The organism is Cohaesibacter sp. ES.047, assembly GCF_900215505.1.
Lineage (GTDB): Bacteria > Pseudomonadota > Alphaproteobacteria > Rhizobiales > Cohaesibacteraceae > Cohaesibacter.
The window spans coordinates 4,919,772-4,938,822 of the sequence record NZ_LT907844.1; the positions used below are offsets into that span (position 1 = coordinate 4,919,772).

General features: G+C 54.5%; 20 protein-coding genes. 17 read left to right on the plus strand and 3 right to left on the minus strand.

Translation table 11 applies throughout. The annotated features are described in order from the left end of the window. Position 1: 1 nt before the first annotated feature. Positions 2 to 505: a flagellar basal body-associated FliL family protein gene (locus CPH65_RS22840; RefSeq protein ID WP_096175997.1), complete on the minus strand. Its 504-nt coding sequence runs from the start codon at positions 503 to 505 to the stop codon at positions 2 to 4. A gap of 293 nt (positions 506 to 798) precedes the next feature. Here CPH65_RS22840 and CPH65_RS22845 point away from each other — a divergent pair, with 293 nt between their 5' ends. From CPH65_RS22845 to flgH, 4 genes are read left to right on the plus strand one after another with little or no spacing between them, the layout of a single operon-like run. Continuing rightward, positions 799 to 1,539 carry a flagellar hook-basal body complex protein gene (locus CPH65_RS22845; protein WP_096175998.1) on the plus strand — a complete coding sequence of 247 codons (741 nt, stop codon included), beginning with the start codon at positions 799 to 801 and terminating at the stop codon, positions 1,537 to 1,539. A 27-nt stretch (positions 1,540 to 1,566) separates the two neighbouring features. Then, positions 1,567 to 2,352: a flagellar basal-body rod protein FlgG gene (flgG, locus tag CPH65_RS22850; protein ID WP_096175999.1), complete on the plus strand. Its 786-nt coding sequence runs from the start codon at positions 1,567 to 1,569 to the stop codon at positions 2,350 to 2,352. Between the two features lie 10 nt (positions 2,353 to 2,362). After that, positions 2,363 to 3,379 (plus strand): flagellar basal body P-ring formation chaperone FlgA, encoded by a 1,017-nt coding sequence (gene flgA / locus CPH65_RS22855; RefSeq protein ID WP_096176000.1) that lies wholly within the window; start codon positions 2,363 to 2,365, stop codon positions 3,377 to 3,379. A gap of 17 nt (positions 3,380 to 3,396) precedes the next feature. Continuing rightward, positions 3,397 to 4,131, plus strand: a complete 735-nt coding sequence (gene flgH, locus CPH65_RS22860) for a flagellar basal body L-ring protein FlgH (protein WP_371359469.1) — start codon at positions 3,397 to 3,399, stop codon at positions 4,129 to 4,131. 272 nt (positions 4,132 to 4,403) lie between these two features. Here flgH and dksA read toward each other — a convergent pair whose 3' ends face one another. Next, complete coding sequence (gene dksA, locus CPH65_RS22865) at positions 4,404 to 4,820, minus strand: RNA polymerase-binding protein DksA (RefSeq protein ID WP_096176002.1); 417 nt, start codon at positions 4,818 to 4,820, stop codon at positions 4,404 to 4,406. Positions 4,821 to 4,964: 144 nt separating this feature from the next. Continuing rightward, positions 4,965 to 5,399, minus strand: a complete 435-nt coding sequence (locus CPH65_RS22870) for a flagellar assembly protein FliX (protein WP_096176003.1) — start codon at positions 5,397 to 5,399, stop codon at positions 4,965 to 4,967. 327 nt (positions 5,400 to 5,726) lie between these two features. On the opposite strand from CPH65_RS22870, the gene CPH65_RS22875 reads away from it, so the two are divergent. The 13 genes from CPH65_RS22875 to CPH65_RS22935 all read left to right on the plus strand — a co-directional run bounded on the left by CPH65_RS22875 (position 5,727) and on the right by CPH65_RS22935 (position 19,051). Then, positions 5,727 to 6,836, plus strand: a complete 1,110-nt coding sequence (locus tag CPH65_RS22875; RefSeq protein WP_172891568.1) for a flagellar basal body P-ring protein FlgI — start codon at positions 5,727 to 5,729, stop codon at positions 6,834 to 6,836. Continuing rightward, the gene (locus tag CPH65_RS22880; RefSeq protein WP_096176004.1) at positions 6,836 to 7,141 is read left to right on the plus strand and encodes a rod-binding protein; all 306 of its coding nucleotides are present in this window, start codon (positions 6,836 to 6,838) and stop codon (positions 7,139 to 7,141) included. Before CPH65_RS22875 ends, CPH65_RS22880 begins: the two co-directional genes overlap by 1 nt. A 4-nt stretch (positions 7,142 to 7,145) precedes the next feature. Next, complete coding sequence (locus CPH65_RS22885) at positions 7,146 to 7,649, plus strand: hypothetical protein (protein WP_096176005.1); 504 nt, start codon at positions 7,146 to 7,148, stop codon at positions 7,647 to 7,649. Between the two features lie 82 nt (positions 7,650 to 7,731). Further along, entirely contained in the window at positions 7,732 to 9,696 is a 1,965-nt protein-coding gene (locus CPH65_RS22890; protein WP_096176006.1) for a lipopolysaccharide assembly protein LapB, read from the plus strand. Positions 9,697 to 9,858: 162 nt separating this feature from the next. Further along, entirely contained in the window at positions 9,859 to 10,239 is a 381-nt protein-coding gene (locus CPH65_RS22895; RefSeq protein WP_096176007.1) for a hypothetical protein, read from the plus strand. Positions 10,240 to 10,494: 255 nt separating this feature from the next. Next, positions 10,495 to 11,561 (plus strand): IS630 family transposase gene (locus CPH65_RS22900; protein ID WP_096171592.1). Its coding sequence is split into 2 segments (ribosomal slippage): positions 10,495 to 10,999 and positions 10,999 to 11,561, totalling 1,068 coding nucleotides; the frame shifts between segments, so codons are not numbered across the junction. A gap of 507 nt (positions 11,562 to 12,068) precedes the next feature. Then, positions 12,069 to 13,484 (plus strand): flagellin, encoded by a 1,416-nt coding sequence (locus CPH65_RS22905; RefSeq protein WP_172891569.1) that lies wholly within the window; start codon positions 12,069 to 12,071, stop codon positions 13,482 to 13,484. 326 nt (positions 13,485 to 13,810) lie between these two features. Continuing rightward, a complete protein-coding gene (locus tag CPH65_RS22910; protein WP_096176009.1) occupies positions 13,811 to 15,235 on the plus strand; it encodes a flagellin in 1,425 nt (474 codons plus the stop codon). Positions 15,236 to 15,499: 264 nt separating this feature from the next. After that, positions 15,500 to 15,898: a flagellar biosynthesis repressor FlbT gene (flbT, locus tag CPH65_RS22915; protein ID WP_096176010.1), complete on the plus strand. Its 399-nt coding sequence runs from the start codon at positions 15,500 to 15,502 to the stop codon at positions 15,896 to 15,898. Next, a complete protein-coding gene (flaF, locus tag CPH65_RS22920; RefSeq protein ID WP_096176011.1) occupies positions 15,876 to 16,244 on the plus strand; it encodes a flagellar biosynthesis regulator FlaF in 369 nt (122 codons plus the stop codon). Before flbT ends, flaF begins: the two co-directional genes overlap by 23 nt. Positions 16,245 to 16,557: 313 nt before the next feature. Next, positions 16,558 to 17,127, plus strand: a complete 570-nt coding sequence (locus CPH65_RS22925) for a bifunctional 2-polyprenyl-6-hydroxyphenol methylase/3-demethylubiquinol 3-O-methyltransferase UbiG (protein ID WP_096176012.1) — start codon at positions 16,558 to 16,560, stop codon at positions 17,125 to 17,127. A 71-nt stretch (positions 17,128 to 17,198) separates the two neighbouring features. After that, positions 17,199 to 17,924 carry a cytidylyltransferase domain-containing protein gene (locus tag CPH65_RS22930; RefSeq protein ID WP_096176013.1) on the plus strand — a complete coding sequence of 242 codons (726 nt, stop codon included), beginning with the start codon at positions 17,199 to 17,201 and terminating at the stop codon, positions 17,922 to 17,924. 23 nt (positions 17,925 to 17,947) lie between these two features. After that, positions 17,948 to 19,051: a polysaccharide pyruvyl transferase family protein gene (locus tag CPH65_RS22935; RefSeq protein WP_096176014.1), complete on the plus strand. Its 1,104-nt coding sequence runs from the start codon at positions 17,948 to 17,950 to the stop codon at positions 19,049 to 19,051.

The following is a 19,051-nucleotide window of genomic DNA, read 5'->3' on the forward strand; positions in this document are numbered from 1 at the left end:
CCTACTGAATTAGAATTTCCTTGAACAGGATATCACTCACTTTAACTGGATAAATCGCATCGTTGATCCGCTTCAAAAGCTCTCGCTTGAGGCGGAAGAGCCCGGCAGATCCTTCAAGATCCGAAGTTCTAAGCTCCCGCAGATACACCTGAAATGCATCCAGAACCCGCGGCAAAAACGGCTCGATCTTGCGCGCCTGTGCCTCATTGAGCACCTCAAGGGAGACCTTGATACGAAGATACTGTGCCCGGCGATTCTTTGTATTCAGGTTAACCGTCATCTCAGGCAAATCAAAGAAGAAAGCCTTGGCTTCTGGTTCAGCGTTCGGATCATTTTCCGGCTCGATTGTCTCACCCGAGGACGAAAACAGAAAATAATACGCTGCACCGCCAGCACCCAAAACAAGCACCAGTGCAAGCGCGATCATGACGATCAGTTTGGTCTTGCCACCAAAACGCTTCCCTCCGCCATTCTCTTCTTCATCATTTTCGAGTTCTTCGGCCATTCAGATCTCTAGCCCGGTTACGATTCATCAATCATGGTTAATGACCCTTAATAAATAGCGTAAAAATAGTTAACAAACCCTTTCCAAGGTGTCCCACATTGGGCTATCGGCAAGTTTTTCCCACCGGCAAAAACCCCCCTGAATTTTTGCCGGATCCGCATATTACAAATACGGTCAACCATTGAAACATAAGAGAAAATCCGTCTGGCACGCATTATGCTTAACAAAATACGAACGCACCAACGCTGGGGAGCTCGTGTGCGCATCATTTGGGAGCAAAGTGGTTAACTGTTATGGAAAACTCACAACTCATAGGTCTGTCGCGTCAAATGGCGCTTCGGCGCAAGATGGATGTGATTGCCAACAATCTGGCCAACATCAATACGGCCGGCTACAAGTCGGACAATTTGCTGTTTGAAGAATATGTGATGCCCGTTGCTAGCATGAATGAATTCCGGTCTCTGGATCAGAAGGTTTCTTACGTTCATGATGATCGCATCGCACGGGAATTTGCGACCGGCGCCATTGTCCAAACCGGCAAGCCGTTCAATGCCGCAATCAACGACGACACGTCATTCTTCGTCCTCGATACACCTCAGGGCGAGCGCTACACGCGCAACGGCGAATTTGACATCAACGCACTGGGCGAACTCGTCACCACCACGGGCGACAAGGTTCAGGGCGACGGCGGCCCCATCATCTTCACGACAGAAGACACGAACATCAACATCTCGCGTGACGGCCAGATCAGCTCGGACAGAGGCGAAATCGGACGCCTGCGGGTCGTGACATTCGAAAATCTGCAAGTCCTCAAAAAAGAGGGTCTTTCCCGTTTCAATGGCGAAAATCCCATTCCGGTTGAAGACGCGGACATTCTGGGTGGCCGCATCGAACAGTCGAATGTGCATGGCGTCGTCGAAATTTCCCGAATGATCGAAGTGACCCGCAATTACGCCTCGCTCGCCAGAGCCCTGAAAGACACCTCGGATCTTCGCGGCAACGCAATTGATACACTGGGCAGGCTCACCGCCTGACCGATGGACTAGACAAGGAGAACAATAATGAGAGCCCTCTACATCGCGTCCACCGGCATGCTCGCTCAGGAACGCAACGTCGAAGTGACGTCGAACAACATCGCCAACATGCGAACCACAGGCTTCAAGAAATATCGCGCCGAGTTTCAGGATCTGCTGTACGAAGACATGCGGCGCACCGGCTCGGCAACATCTGCCGCCGGCACCACCGTGCCTGTCGGCATTCAGGTGGGGTCCGGTGTACGCCTGTCCGCCACCTCGCGGGTCATGTCGCAAGGCTCGGTCGAGAGCACTGGCAAGGAACTGGACGTCGCGATCCGCGGCGAGGGTTTCTACCAGATCACCCTGCCCGATGGGCGTACTGCCTATACCCGCGATGGCTCTTTCGAGATCAACGCCGAAGGCCAGCTTGTCACGGTTGACGGATACGAAGTTCAGCCGGGCATCAACTTCCCTGAAGGCTCCACCGACATCACCATCAGCAATGACGGCGAAGTTCAGGTCACAGTCGGCACGAATACCGAAGTCACCACCCTGGGCCAGTTGACCCTCGCCCGCTTTGTCAACAAGGCAGGCCTCGACCCGATGGGTGACAACCTGTTCCTTGAAACACCATCAAGCGGCAATCCGCAGGTCGCCACCCCCAACGCCGATGGGTATGGTTCAATGCTTCAAAAATATCTGGAAATCTCCAACGTCAATTCTGTGACCGAGATTTCCGACCTGATCGCAGCCCAGCGGGCATATGAGATGAACTCACGGGTCATCTCCGCAGCCGATGAAATGCTGTCGTCCACGAGCAACATGAGATAGGTGGGCTGAGATGAACTTTGTCGCAATCAGAACCCTGATCCTTTGCACATTCGTTGCTGGCCTGACACTGGCAGCGACAAGCGTTGGAACCCAGGCATCCTCTCCCAAGACCCAATCGGAACCGGCGCGTCTTTTGGGCAATGTCGAAGTCACAAACCGGCTGGTTACCCTTGGTGATCTGTTTCACAATGCCGGAGATCTCTCCAACAAGGCGGTCTTCCGGGCCCCGTCCCTCGGCCAGAGCGGCACCATTCGCGCCTATCGCGTTCTGGATGCCGCCCGTCGCGCAGGGCTCACCCGCATCGCACCGACCGACGTTGCGATCGTCAAGGTGGAGCGCGCCTCGGAGGTCGTCACCGAGCACGATGTGGTGGAACAGCTCAAGGGCATTCTGCGCTCAAGGAGCCTTGTCTCCGGTGACGGTCGTGTCGATGTGGAACTGACCACGCGCCTTGTCGACCAGCATGCGGTTCCGGGCACCATGCAGCCTTTCGATATCCGCAATCTGCGGTTTGATCGTACCACCGGGCGTTTTTCCTTCAACCTGCTCGTCGCTGGCCGGTCAGACATTGGCGCCGTGCGTATCACCGGCTCGGCCCTTGAAACGGTTTTGACCCCGGTCCTTACCCGCAACATGCGGCCCGGCGAGATCGTCACCGAATCCGACGTTATCATGACGCCGCTTCCCTTGAACAAAGCCCAGCAGGCCAACCCGGCCCTGATGGACGAGGTGATCGGCAAATCAGCAACGCGCACATTGCGTGCTGGCATCATTGTCAATGCAGCCTATTTCTCTGAGCCCGAAATCATTAATCGCTCGGACGTCGTCTCGATCATCTTCAAGGCTGGAAAGCTGACCCTGAGCATGCGCGGCAAAGCGCTGGCCTCAGGCTCCAAGGGTGACGTTATTTCGGTTCAGAACACACAAACAAACAAGATTCTCCGCGGCGAAGTAACGGGCCCTGGCATTGTTCAGATCGGCCCTATCTCGAACCAGATCGCATCTCTGGGAGTACCAATTCAATGAAACCTCTCAATCTCATCATGCTCTGCCTGATGGTCACTGGCCTGACCGGCTGCGGTGCCGGTGAACGTCTTCGCAATATTGGCAAGGAGCCGCCCCTTTCGGCCATCGAGAGCCCGACCGTCAAGCCGGGATACAAACCAGTACAGATGCCAATGCCCACCGAGGCAGAACCGGCAAGCTACAGCCCCAACTCCCTGTGGCAGACCGGCTCCCGTGCCTTCTTCAAGGATCAACGCGCCAACCGTGTGGGTGATATTCTTACCGTGCTGGTTCGCATCTCCGACAGCGCCAAGGTCGACAATTCCACCAAACGCTCGCGCACAGCAAGCGACAACATGGGCCTGAACGGCAGTATCGGCACCAAATTGTTCAGCGATGTGCTGCCCAGCAACATATCGAACAACGTTGACCCGTCCGCTGTTACAGCCGCCACGTCGAACTCCTCCACTGAAGGCGAAGGTGCCATCGACCGGTCAGAGGCCATCGAAACCACCGTTGCTGCGGTTGTGCTACAGGTTCTGCCCAACGGCAACCTCGTCATCGAAGGCCGCCAGGAAGTCCGGGTAAACTTCGAAGTCAGGGAATTGATCGTCGCGGGCATCGTGAGACCTGAAGACATTTCTTCGGGCAACACGATCGCATCGGAAAAAATTGCTGAAGCGCGCATCGCCTACGGAGGCCGCGGTCAGATCACCGATGTACAGCAGCCTCGCTATGGCCAGCAGGTCATGGATATCCTCCTGCCATTCTAGCAACCAGGGCGAGCCCTGCCCGCCTTGTATCAAAGCTCCCCGTCAGTCCCGATAACCACCGGGACTGACAACCGGAGAGGTCTGCTCCCCATTTGACCTCCCGGCCCCAACAGCGACAGTCCCAGCTCCCCAACCGGGACCCGCTGCCAAAATGAAAAAGGGCGCCAATCCAGCTCCCGGATTTGCGCCCTTTTTCATATAAGTGATGGCCAATTGGAGAAGCGCCTGCGCTTGCGAAACGAAAACACTTCGTCCAACCCCTTACCGAGACATCAGTCGTCCCGATAAACCTTCTCTCTGCGCTCGTGGCGTTCCTGAGCCTCAATGGAGAGCGTTGCAGTTGGCCGAGCGTCGAGGCGTTTCAGCGAAATGGGTTCGCCGGTATCTTCGCAATAGCCATAAGATCCGTCTTCGATCCGTTTAAGAGCAGCATCGATTTTGGAAATCAACTTCCGCTGGCGGTCACGCGCCCGAAGCTCAATGGCCCGGTCGGTTTCCGATGAGGCCCGATCAACCAAATCTGGATGGTTGGAGCTGTCATCTTGAAGGTGTTGCAACGTCTCGCGGCTTTCTTTCAGAATATCATCGCGCCACTGATAAAGCTTGCGGCGGAAATACTCTGTCTGCCGTTCGTTCATAAAGGTCTCGCTGTCAGAGGGACGATAGTCATCATCTAACTCGATTGACATGGGCTACCCCTTGGTTCCCGATACTAAGACGAGAGTTATATAAATGGGAGTTAGCGTTTCGACAACTATCCTTTGGAAAAAATCAAAAAACGTTATGAATTTCGAAATCCAAAGCGTCCCACATCTGCCTAGAACTACGCAAATTCAGGTTGCAACGGCTCTAGCCTGTTCAAACTTGGCAACTTCGACCTGGGCCCGCAGGCTGATCTCGATCAGCAGCTCATCGATTCGGTCATCTCCGCTGAGTTCATTTTCATCGGATAAACGCTCCAGTTGTCGCAAAACCGACATCGGCAGCCCGCCTCCCAGAAGCGCAGCCCTTATTTCTTCGAGCAGGTCGAGCATCTTGTGGCCGCGCCGCACGGCCTTGCGCCGCTTGCCGTGAAGGGCATCTTCAACCCCCTGAAGCGCCATCAAAGAGGAAACATCATGAACGGCGCTGCTATGAACCGTTTGTCTGGCCTGTTCGGTATGGCCGGTCTCTTCGGGTACAGAAAAGCTGCCCGAGCTTCCACGTGCTTTATTGCCAGCCCCGGTTTTGCCGATCTGGTTCGTCGCCTTGCCACCCAGAATACGCATGCTCAAAACTCCTATCGACGCTCAGACACGCCTTACGTCACTCGAAACGTCACTTGATCCTTGCTCACAGAGGCACCTTGCCCAAGAATATCTCTGGTAAGGAAAAGATTAACGACTTGGGTTAACAGAGTGTTAATTCGCTCGGCAATATTTGCAGCCCTCCCCAACCCACAGCAAAGCGACTTTTGGCATTTTTCTTAATAATTCTTTTATTTTCAGGCGCTTGAATAACAATGGACCAAACAGACCGCGTCTGGCACAAGCCTTGCAAATTGAAACAGCAGGTACCTGATTTTCTACAAGCCGGTTCACAAAGGTTAACCCTCAATGTCGCTCCGATCCGCCATTCTTATGACACTTACGGCACTTTGCCTCTCTGTTCTGCAGGCCAATGCGGCTTCGCGGATCAAGGATATCGTCGATTTCGAAGGCATAAGAGACAACCAGTTGATCGGTTACGGTCTGGTGGTCGGATTGAACGGGACCGGGGACTCCCTGAACGGCTCTCCTTTCACCAAGCAGAGCTTGCAGGCGATGTTGGAACGCATGGGCGTCAACATTTCCGGTACGAACTTCAACACCAAGAACACCGCAGCCGTCATGGTCACGTCCAACCTGCCAGCATTCTCCGTACAGGGAACGCGCATTGATGTGACCATCAGCGCCATGGGTGACGCAGAGAGCCTTCAGGGCGGCACGCTTCTGGTCACCCCGCTCATCGGCGCGGACGGCGAAGCCTATGCCATCGCACAGGGCCCGATCGCCATCGGCGGCTTTTCTGCGCAAGGGGATGCCGCTGCGGTAACCCAAGGGGTTCCGACCTCCGGGCGCATCGCCAACGGTGGTCTGGTTGAACGCGAGTTGCCCTTCAAGCTCGCCAGCATGACGACCTTGCGGCTCTCGCTGCGCAATCCAGACCTCACCACGGCCCGCCGCATCGCTCAGTCAGTCAACGATCTCATCGGCCAGCCGGTTGCAGAGCCGATCAACCCGACCGCCGTTCGCCTGACCTTGCCGAGCGATTTCAACGGCAACATGGTCGACCTGATCACCGACATCGAACTGCTCAACATCGAGCCGGATCTGCCCGCAAAGATCGTCATTGACGAGACCACCGGCATCATCGTCATGGGACAGGAAGTCCGCGTCAGTACCGTTGCGATCGCGCAAGGCAATCTGACCGTGACCGTCTCGGAAACACCACAGGCGTCTCAGCCCAATCCGCTGGCCAATGGCCAGACAGCCATTCTGCCCAGAACCAATGTGGGCGTGGACACGGGCGAGGACAAACAATTGGCATACCTTCAGGGCAGTGTTCCCCTGCGGGATCTGGTGACTGGCCTGAATGCTTTGGGCATCGGGCCGCGTGACATGATCTCAATCCTTCAGGCAATCAAGGCCTCAGGTGCCCTGCAGGCCGAAATCGAGGTAATGTGATGACATCTCTCAACGCAACACCCTATTCGATTACTCCCGGTCAGGGCATCAATAGCAACCTTAGCAAAACCGAACAGGCTCGCTCCGTCGCAGAGCAGTTCGAAGGTGTTTTCCTCAACCAGATGCTCTCGGCCATGTTCGAGGGTGTCGGCGACGACGATGCGTTGGGCGGATCCTACGCCGAAGACACCTATCGCGATTTGATGACGGAAACCTATGCCGACACAATCACCAAAGCCGGCGGCATCGGCATCGCCGACTCGATCATGAGAGAGCTCATCGGTCTTCAGGAAATGGAGCAATAGTATTATGTCTGATCCCCAATCCGCACCCAACCCCGTCACAGAGACCGCAACTCTGGCAAAAACCCCCATCGGCTCCCCCGAGGATGTCCATCGCCTGATCGGCGGCATCGAACATATCATGGATGCGCTGGACGAAGTCCTCGGTGCCGAAACAGAGCTTCTCAAAGAGGGCAAACTGCAAGAAGCCCTTGAACTGGTAGAAGCCAAGAACCAGCTTTCAATCCAATATATGCTGCTGCAAAAGGCGATCACCTCGAACGTCTCCCTGATCAAGGATCTGTCACCAAACGACACCGAGCAGCTCAACCGCCGCCACCAGATGTTCCAGAACACCCTGCAAGCCAACCTCGCCGTGGTATCCACTGCGCGGGAAGTCTCAGCAGAACTCGTCAACGGCATCAACGAGCAGGTTCAGAAGGGCGCGCGCGCCAACACCTATGGCAACAAGGGCCGGATGCCTCAGGCCGTCACTCAGAAGCGCGGATTGTCGATCAACAAATCGTCCTGATCACCGCTAAGCTAGCCAGCGCCCTCGGAAGACACCCGGAACGGCTTACTGACAAGCCCCAACTGGAAAGGCGATCATCGACGTGGCGGATCCAGCCCTCATTCTGAAACAGGCGCAAAAAGAGCTTCACTCCGGCAGGCTCGACAAGGCCATGAGCCTTTGTGAAGGCCTCCTCGACAATCAGAAGCTCTTTGTGCCGACCCGCCTTCTCATCGCCAATGCATTGACCCAAAAGGGCAAGGTCGAGGAAGCGGCTCATTTCACGCAGGAAGCAGCACACTTCGATCCATCCAATGTCGAGCTGCAGGTCGCAGCAGGGGACATTCTGGAGCGGCTCACAAGACACGACGAAGCCGCCCCATTCTTTCAGCGCGCGCTGGGCTCCCGCCCGCACGATCCGGCTCTATGGCGCAAGATGCTGGCCAATATGCTGACCAGCGCCAGACTGAAAGCCGCAGAGCGAGAAACCGGCAACAACAGCACCCAAGGCATATCCATTGCGCTTGGGGCCGCCCCGCCCGTCATTCCCGATCAGGTGGTGCAACTGGCAACCAAGGCCCTGCAGACCTTTTCGGACAATCATGAACTGGTTTCGCTTGTCGGCGAAATCTATCTGGCAGCTGGCCAGACCGATGCCGCCGAGCTGTGCTTCGAGCGGTCTCTCTCAGCCCGCCCGGCACTTTTTTCCGCCCACCACAATTGGCTGCAGATCAAGCACGAGGCCGAAAAATATCAGGACGTGATCGACTATCACAAGCAGCACGAAGAGGCGATCCGCAACAACGCGCTGTGCCAGAGGGTGGTTGCCGCAGCCTATGAAAACCTCGGCGACGATGGAACCGCCCTCGCCTTTCTTCAAAGAGCCATTGATCTGCGCCCCAACAGCCCGGAATATATCGGTGCAAGAGGACGCCTTCTGATCCATATGGGCGATTTCGGCGAGGCCCTGAAAGATCTCGAATACGCCCTTGCACATGAACCGCAAGTGGCCAGCCATGGCAACAACCGCCGCTTGGCCCATCAGGGGCTGGGCAATGTGACCGATGCGGCCAAGGACGAATTCTACCGTTTCGAACTCTATGGCAGCACGCCGGTCTATCATTTTCAGAAGCCGCTCTGGACGGGAGAACCGCTCTCGGGCAAACGCCTGTTCATCTGGTCTGACGAGGGTGTCGGTGATGTCTTCAAGTTTGGTCTGCAGCTTGAAGAACTGCCGGATGACTGCGACGTCATCGTCATGAGCCAACCCAAGACGGTCGAGTTTCTAAAAGCCGCCATCCTGGGCATCGAGGCGCGCCCGCTGCCTCGTCGCATCAAGAAAAAGAAGCCGATTCAGCATTTCTCGGGGCAAGCGACGAGCCGCGACATCAACAGTTCAAGTGACTATGTCACCTTCGAGCCATTCGAGGAGGATTTCGACTATCAGATCCCCTTGGGCTGTCTCTATGGCCATTTGCGACCGAACCTGCAAAGCTTCAAGGACAAGGCACGGGCGTTTAAACTGCCAGCGGAGGCGATCCAGCCCTATGCGGATCTGGAATTGCTGTCCGATCCCGACATCACCTGTGTGGGTCTGGCGTGGGAGAGCAGCGCCAAGTCTCCGGGAGACGCGCGCAAATTCCTCACGATTGAAGAAATGCTGCCGATCCTGACATTGCCGGGGTTCCGTTTCTTCAACTTTCAATATTCGGTCAGCGAAACGGAAATCGACGCGATCCGGGAGAAGCACGATATTCCTCTCTATCACGCGCCGGGCCTGGATCTGTTCGACGACATGCTGGGCACTGCGGCCTTCGCATCCTGCATGGACCTTTTCGTCGGACCGGGCAGCACAAGTTCGGATATTGCCGGCGGCATGGGCGTAAAATGCTTTCGAACACACCTTGTTCAAAGCCCGGTCAACCTGGGACAGGACTATGTACCCTGGTATCTGGATCAAAAAAGCGTTCGAATTCCTTGGGGCAAGTCGGTCCATGACTTCATTCCCGACATGAAGGACTGGCTCGAAGCAAATAAAGACCACCGCAGCAAGAATCGGCAGGCTTGACCCAAGGTCAACCGAACACCCAATTCTTAAGCACAACGTTTGCTTTTTACGAAAACTCCGATCATTTACAAAGCCTTAGTAATAAAACCTAGCTTATTGTGACAAACCCGCACGAATCCGCTATATTTGATCTTGGTAATCATGGTGTGTTCGAGGCGTTGAATGGATTTATCCGTCCAGAAAATGCAGCCACCGGCCACTGTAAAGGGAAAGTCGGCTGCAAAGAAAACCGATCCAAGCGGCAGTGATGACGCGGTGGAAACGATTTCGCGCGACCAAACGGTACATATGGGGCGCGGCAACGCCGGCTATGAAGAACCCGATCCCGACGAAAGACACGAAAAGTCAGGGGACGACCGAGAGCGTCGGCGCAAGAACCGCCAATTGCTATCGCGCGAGGATCTGACCGAACTCACAGAGTCTCTCGAAGCGGAGCAGCAAAACCAGATGACGTCTGATGGCCTGATGCATTTGCGGGCCTACACTGCGCAGCCCAAAGACAAAGATGAGGAAGAACGCCCTCATTTTGAAGTCAATATCTAGAAGCCGGCAAGCCACTATATAGAAGCTGTAACGCGCCTCACGTCGAGACGATCGCGAGACAGCGACCGGACACGGACTACATCCAACGCCTAGCCATCTGGCGCGGCTTCATTGCGCCAAACTTCAATCCAGCCCGACTGCCCCAATTCTCGCCTGGCGACTGCACACCATAATACCAAGGGCGTGAAGTTCTGACTCTTTAGGGATTCCATTTTTAGCACTGGCGTGATTCAACATGGCAAAGGAGATTTTGCCATGTCTGCCGCTTTGATTCTTAGCGATGCTTTTGACGCCGATAGTTTGCGCCGTCTTGCCAAAGGATGCCGCAATGCCAAACAGAGCCGCCGCCTACTGGCCATTGCGGCTGTCTATGACGGCATGAACCGTGCTGATGCCGCCAAAGTCGGCGGTATGGACCGCCAGACTTTGCGAGATTGGGTTCTTCGCTTCAATGAGCAAGGCACCGATGGTCTTGTCGACATCAAAGCAACCGGCGCTCCCATGCGCTTGAGCCCAGAACAGCTCGAAGAGTTTGTTGCTATCGTTGAAACCGGTCCTGATCCTGAGAAGGACGGCGTCTCTGTCTGGCGTAGCCAGGATCTGGTGCGTGTGATCCAAGAGCGGTTTGGGGTCTCCTACAAGGAACGTGGAGTACGGGATCTTTTGCGCCGCATGGGGTATGTGCGCATATCTGGTCGACCTCAACATCCAGAACAAAAGCCTGAAGTCATTGATGCTTTCAAAAAAACTTCTCCGCAACGTTGGCAGCGCATGTAGGCCATTTGCCAAAGAACAAGCCCATCGAGATTTGGTGGCAAGATGAGGCTAGGCTTGGTCAGAAGAATGGACTGGCCCGACTATGGGCAAAAAAGGGAACCAGACCACGTCTGCCAGCCGATCAGCGATATAAAAATGCCTATCTGTTCGGTGCAATATGTCCAGCGCGTGGCGTTGGCGCGGGATTGATGATGCCTTTTGCAAATACACAGGCCATGCAAATGCACCTCGAAGAAGTCTCAAGGACAGTGGCGCGCGGCGCTCATGCCGTGGTGCTGATGGATCGTGCCGGATGGCATACGACAAGCAGACTCAACGTGCCCAAGAATATCACCATCCTCCTGTTGCCTTCCAAATCACCGGAACTGAACCCAGTTGAGAATATTTGGCAGTATCTGCGCGGTACCTTCCTGTCCAATCGGGTCTTCGAAGACTATGCCGCCATTCTTGATGCTGGTTGCCAAGCATGGAAGAGCCTCTCCGCCAACCCAACCATCATCCATTCAATAGGTATGAGAAAATGGGCTCAAGAAGGTCAGAATTAAATGCCGTTGGTATAAGTGCGGGCTGCACAGCTGCCAGCACCCAACAACAGACATTTTCCCCCGCCAGCACCACCTCACAACCCTTCAAATACCCAACCAGCAGCTCAAACCAGAGCAAGACTACGTTTCAAAACCGCATTTCAGGCGCTCTTTAAATCAATTTTCTGGAGTCATTTTAGGAATTTAACAGCCTTTTTGCGGATTTCGCACCGCTATTAACAATACTGCCAAAGTCCATTGGAGCAGAATGCAGCGATGAGTCTCGTCGGGCGTCATGACGGGCGCCGGCTAAACACCTGCGAATCAGAGAGATTTGGACTTTTTGTTCAGCTTTGTAAGACTCCCTTTACCATGCGACTGCGACAGCAAGGCAAAATTAACCGTGACGCCGGTTAACCATATAATTTTACGAATGATTCCGCTTTCAAAGCCATTCTTCCCCTGACCACGGACGGTCGTGATCCGAACATGGATCGACGAGTACTAACCAGAAAGGTTTTCGGGGAAATGTCAGATATTACTCTTTCCGCAGGTGTGCGGTCCAACCTCCTCTCTCTGCAGCAGACAGCAGATCTCATGGCAGCAACGCAGAACCGGCTTTCGACGGGGAAGAAAGTCAACTCAGCGCTTGATAACGCCACCAACTTTTTCACCTCTCAGAGCTTGAACACTCGCGCGGGCGATTTGAGCAACCTGATGGACTCCATCGGCAACGCAACCAAGGTTCTTGAAGCTGCTGACAACGGTATTTCCGCTATCACCGATCTGGTTGAGAGTGCTCAGTCTACGGTTCGTCAGGCACAGGCTGCCAACTCCGAAGCGAACGGCACGCAGGTTCTTGGTGCAGCATCGATTGACACTGCCGGTGCAACCGCGGGCTCTTCCGTCAAGGAAACGGTTGAAAACCAGACCTTGTCGAACCTAGGCTTCGGCGCCACGTCCAACGTCGAGATCATCTCGACCTCTGACAGCGGCGTGACCAGCGAATTCGACTTGCTCGCACACTTCAGCTCGACAGGCCAGACCCTGACCGATAACGACGGCGCAGCATCGGCATCTACCGATGCTTACAGCGTTGGCGATCTGGTTAAAGACATCAACGCCTCTGGCGTGGCAACGGCATCGATCACCGAAGATGGTCGCCTGAACATCGAAGTTGACGGCAATGCGCAGCTTGAAGTTCGCATCACCGACGCCGACGCCACCGACGCCACCACACAGAATGGCACCACCGGTACGTCCATCGCAAAATCCTTCGGCTTCGGCACCTCTGCCGATGTTCTCGGCAAGCTGGCGGATGGCTCCACAGGTACCGTTGGCGACGCAGGCGGCACCTCCGTGACCTTCACCGATGGCGCAACCGCAGGTGACGTCGACGTACTGACCCTCGTCAATCAGGCAACCAGCACCGATGCCGACAACAACGAGCTTGTCACCCAGTTCAACGAGATCCTTGATCAGATCGATGAGTTGGCACGTGACTCCAGCTTCAACGGCATCAACCTGATCAACGGCCTTGGCGACGACCTGACAGTGGCCTTCAACGAGAAGCGTGACAGCAACAAATCCGAACTGACGATCGCTTCGGCTGACATGAGCTCTTCGGGCCTCAAACTCAGCGACTCTTCGACCCTGAGCTCAAGCGAAGCTGAAACAGCGCTCGACTCCTTGTCCGAAGCTCTGAACACCCTTCGCTCTCAGGCATCGACTTTTGGTTCGAACCTGAACACGGTGACGATCCGCGAGGAATTCACCAAAGCGACGATCAACACCCTGCAGACCGGTGCCGACGATCTGGTGCTGGCAGATACCAACGAGGAAGGCGCCAACATGCTGGCCCTGCAAACCCGTCAGTCTCTGTCCACCACCTCCCTGTCGCTGGCCTCTCAGGCCGACCAGGCAGTGCTCAGCTTCCTGCGTTAATTCAGAAGCAAATAGAAACAATTGGAAACGGGGCCTTCGGGTCCCGTTTTTTTTGGCCTCGAAAAAACGTCCGGGTTAACACATCAAAAACTCGAACAATCACGAAGCCAGCCTCCAAAGCCCAAAATCCCCTTCCTCATTGTAATTACAAGATTTTAACCGCGTCCGGCAGGAGGAAAAACGCGCCAGTTGCAACACTCTGTTTAGGTTAACAGGACACGTTTGATTAACCTTAAATTAGTTTTTACACGCCATCATTTCCAGCAAGTCTCAGAAAGAGACCGGACTAAAAAGATTTGTATTCGAGTACCCAGAAAGGTAACCCAATGTCTTCGGATATCACTCTCTCTGCTGGCGTGCGCCAGAACCTGCTGTCTCTCCAGAATACTGCGGACCTGATGTCACTCACGCAGAACCGTCTGGCGACAGGTAAAAAAGTTAACTCTGCGTTGGATAATCCAACCAACTTCTTCACCTCGGAAACACTGTCTAGCCGCGCGAACGACTTGAGCAACCTTCTGGACGGCATTTCCAACTCGATCAAAACCCTCGAAGCTGCGGACAACGGTATTTCGGCCATCACTGATCTGGTCGAGAGCGCCCAGTCCACGGTTCGTCAGGCACAGGCTGCCAACAATGAGACGGACGGCACCCACATTCAGGGCGCTCGCTCTATCGACACCGGCAGTGCAACGGTTGGTGACACCATCAAGGAAACCGTTGAAAACCAGACCCTGACCAACCTTGGCTTTGACCTTGCCACGTCCAATATCGAGATCATCTCGACCTCGACGAACGGCGTGACCAGTGAATTTGATCTGCTCGACCACTTCGCCTCTACGGGTGAAAGCCTGGCCGACGGTGACGGCTCTGCCTCTGCTTCGACCGATGATTACACCGTCAAGGATCTGGTGGAAGACATCAACGCTTCGGGCGTCGCAACGGCAAGCATCACCGCTGACGGTCGTCTGGACCTTCAGGTCAATGGTAACTCGACGCTTCAGCTGCGCATTTCGGATGCTGATGCCACTGACGCCACCTCTCAGAATGGCACCGTCGGTACATCGATTGCAGAATCCTTCGGCTTCGGCACCTCTGCTGACGTCCTTGGCAAGCTCAATGATGGCTCGACCGGTACGCTGGGTGATTCTGGTGGTACGGACGTTACCTGGACCGACGGCGCGACCGCCGGCGATGTTGACATCCTGAACATAGTCAACCAGGCAACCAACACCGACGCTGACAACAACGAACTTGTTGACCAGTACAACGAGATCCTCGATCAGATCGATGAGTTGGCACGTGACGCCAGCTACAACGGTATCAACCTGATCAATGGTCTTGGTGAAGACTTGACGGTAGCCTTCAACGAACATCGCGACGAGAAAAAGTCCGAACTGCAGATCAAATCTGCCGATTTGACCGCAACCGGCCTGTCCCTGACCGATGCCAACACCTTGAGTGATGAGGAAGCCAACCTCAAGCTCGACGCTCTGGCCGACGCACTTGTCACACTGCGCTCTCAGGCTTCGGCCTTCGGTTCCAACCTCTCAACGGTTCAGATCCGTGATGACTACACGACAAAAATGATCAATACCCTGCAGACCGGTGCGGATAACCTGGTTCTCGCAGACTCCAACGAGGAAGGCGCCAACATGCTGGCTCTGCAAACGCGTCAGCAGCTGTCGACCACCGCCCTGTCTCTGGCTTCCCAGGCAGACCAGGCGGTTACCCAGTTCCTCCGGGCCTAATCGATCATTTCGAGCAACATTTGAAGAAGGCGGGCCGGGCCCGCCTTTTTTTCTGTCGCAAACGCTTCGGTAAAAGCGTTATATCAAGTCTTATAGATTGGTGCCGAACTATCCGGACAGATGTCGGAACGCGCTTTGCAACCGGCGTCTTCCAATCGACTTGAACTTGACAGTTTTTTCTGCATTTCTTTGACTGGGCAATCAAACGGCTGTATTAGACAAGCAAGATCAAAACAGATCCACTCTCAATACTGGTGTACAAAAATGCCACTTAAAATAGAACTGAAACCGGGCGAACGTATCATCATTGGTAGCAGCGTGATTACCAACGGCGATACTAGAACTAAATTTTATGTGGATGGAAGCTCTCCGATTTTGCGCGAGAAAGACATTCTCACCAGCCAGTCAGCCAATAGTCCGGCAAAACGGATCTATCTGTGCATACAATTGATGTATCTTGATCAAGATCTGGCCAAGCACAAGGATGCCTACTTCGAACTTGTTAACGACTTTATTCAAGCAGCACCAAGTTCGTTAAGGATTGTAGACAGCATAAATAGCAAAATCTTAACGAATTCGCTCTACTCTGCCTTGAAGGAAGCAAAAGCTCTCATCCAGTACGAAGAGGAGTTACTCCGGAATGTACAACCAGTCCGCGGCTAAGGCTTACCAGCAAGCTGGTAACATTGGAGGCAGCCCGAGAGAAAAAGAGGCTGCAATGTTTCTTAAGGCGGCCGCATTTTTACAGCGCGCAAAGGCAGAGACGTCGACACGCGAAGACTGGGATCATGCCCTGTCCTTCAATCGCAACGTCTGGACGTTCATTGTAGGTGAACTCATGGATGACAACCACGAAATGCCAGCTGAGATTCGTCAGAATATCGTAAATCTCGGTATTTTCACCTTCAATCAGACCCTGCGCATCATAGGCGAGCCACGCAGCACCGGCGTTGACGCCCTGATCAACATAAACCGCAGTATCGCCGAAGGCCTGCGCGGCAAGACCTGATCTGCAGGTTGATCCGGCCCAACGGCCTCACCCGCTAAAGCGCGAGAGCAAGGCATGCTCCAGCTGTTCATTCTATCCGAGTACAAGGCTCAGAACTTTCACGTTGCTGAGCCTTTTTGATATTCCGAAGAATATTTTGGTTAAAAATCCTGAAATAACTCAAAAAGTCAATAAAACGAAATTCAAAAATCCATCACTTTCCGTGCTTGATATAATCAGCACTTAAAACAGCAAAAAAGAAGACACTGAAAGCTATAAAATGAAGAAAAATAATAGTATTATAAAGTAGAATCAAACAAAGAGCGCGAGAGACATGGCCCTTATTTCCTTAGAAGACAATCGCGAAAACTGGCAGGACGAAACCCTCCTCCAGAAAGATCGTTGGCTCCCAAGGGCCAAACGCGCCTGCATGTTCGTTCGTCCCGGCGAGCGCGTCCTTGATCTGGGCTGCGGCTATCAGTTGTCCCGGCCCTTTCTGGAACCCGCCTGCAGTTACACCCCTTGCGATATCTCCCAGCGCACGCCCGACACGATTGTCTGCGACCTCAACAATGGTGAATTCCCCGAAGGACAATTTGATGCGGTGCTCGTGCTTGGCGTTTGGGAATACACACCGAACATCGATTTCATTCTCGATAAACTGCGCCAACAGGCCAAAAAGGTCATCTTTTCCTATTGCATGAGCAACGACACTTCGGAACAGATGATCCAGCAAAGAACAAAGTTCCGCTGGCTCACGCACTGGAATGCGTCTGAGCTGGACAACATGTTCAAACGGCATCAGTTCAAGTTGGTTCATGCAGAAGTCATCGACAAGAGCAAGCATTTCGACCAAATTCTCGGTGTTCTCGCGAACATGGAAAAAGCAACCGAGTCGAAATAGCCTGACCTGCTGGCATTCATGTCTTCCGGGCCGGACAAGGCCACCACTTCAGCGATGTGAACACCTTCGCAATGACCAACACCTCCGACAAAATCGTCTGCATCATCCCTGCCCGCGGCAACTCCAAGGGCATCGAGAACAAGAATCTGGTTGATCTGGGCGGCAAACCGCTGTTGCACTGGACCATCAAGGCCGCCAAGCAGTCAGGCGTGATCGACCGCATCATCGTCTCCACCGAGAGCGAGGCGATTGCAGACAGCGCCCGTTCTGCCGGAGCCGAAGTGCCTTATATGCGCCCGACTGATCTTTCTCAGGACCATGTCCATTCTGTCCACGTCGTCATGGATCTTGCCAATTGGCTCGAAAGGGAAGAAGGCACGAGACCAGACAACGTCATGATGCTGCTGCCCACGAGCCCCTTCCGCACCCCGGACAACCTTCGCGAGGCCGTGGCTCTTTTCAAACAGACGCAGGCCCCCGCCGTTATCAGCACCTTTGACACCGGCAAATACATGACCAACCTTCGATATCTGGAGGATGGAGCAATCGTGCCGGTCGACAGCAGCGAGAATGTCAACGCCCAGAGGCAGGGATTGAAGCGTCTCTATGCGGTGAATGGCTCGATCTATATCGCACGCACCGACGCTCTGCTCCAAGCGGGTTCGTTCCATATGCCCGGAGCTGTCGGCTACGAGATGCATGCTATCAACTCGATCGACATCAATAGCAAAGACGATCTATCCTATGCGCGTTTCTTGCAAAAGCACTTGGACGTCTGGGGCAAATTCGAAGCCTGATCCAAACAACCAGAAGGCATGACATGACAAGCAGACTGGTCCATATCGGCGTTCATGACGCGGCCAACAAGAACGCAGGCGATACCCTGCTCTATGAGGTAACGCGACGTGCCTTCGAACAGGCTCTGGGGCCCATCGAGTGGCTGCTCCACCAGCAATGGCAGATCTTCGATGAAGAAACCGCGCAAAAAATCAATGCAGATTTCGACGGCATCGTGATTGGCGGCGGCGGTGTCTTCCTGCGCGATCAGGCCGGTGCTGACATTCAGAACAGCGGCTGGCAGTGGAACAGCACCATAGCTGCCGTTAAGGCCATCTCCGTTCCGATCATCCTTTACGCCACCGGCTACAATCGCTTTCGCGGTCAAGAGGATTTCCCGCCGGTTTTCACGTCCCATATCAACGCCGTCTATGAGAAGGCCCCCTTCTTCAGCCTTCGAAACACGGGATCGATGCGGGCCATCGAGCGCTATCTTGACCCATGCCCGAACCGGGAGGTGCGGCGGCAATTTTGCCCCACAACCCTCATCTGGCAACTTTATCCCCGACACCGCGCCATGGCAGAGGGCTATGACAGCAGCGGCCAGCGGCGCCTTGCCGTCAACGCCGCGTTTGATCGCCCCCATCTCAGGTTCGGTGCAGATCAGGACTTGGAGCTGGACCGGCTGGCCGAGGCCATGAAAAAGGCACAAGATCAGGGTTGGGCCATCTTGAATGTCTGCCACAAGGATCTTGATCAGCAGTTCGAACCCCATCTCAAGCGGGCCGGCGTTGATTTCCAGCGCACGGACATCACCAATCTCTCACCTGGAGGCATCATGGCCTTCTATGCGTCCGTCGATGCCGCCATCGGCATGCGCGGCCATGCCCAGTTGATCCCCTTTGGTCTCAGGCGACCGATCTTTTCCATCATCAGCCATGACAAGATGGCCTATTTTCTTCAGGATATCGGCCATCCCGAATGGGGCGCAGAGATTACCGACCCTGCCTTGGGTGACCGTATCCTTGCGTTTCTATCAGGATTACAGAAAGACCCGGAGGATATCCGGGCCAAATTGGCATCCGCACAAACAGCGTGCTGGCAGGAAACCGAGCGGAACTTCGAACGCATCCGCTCGGTGCTTTGA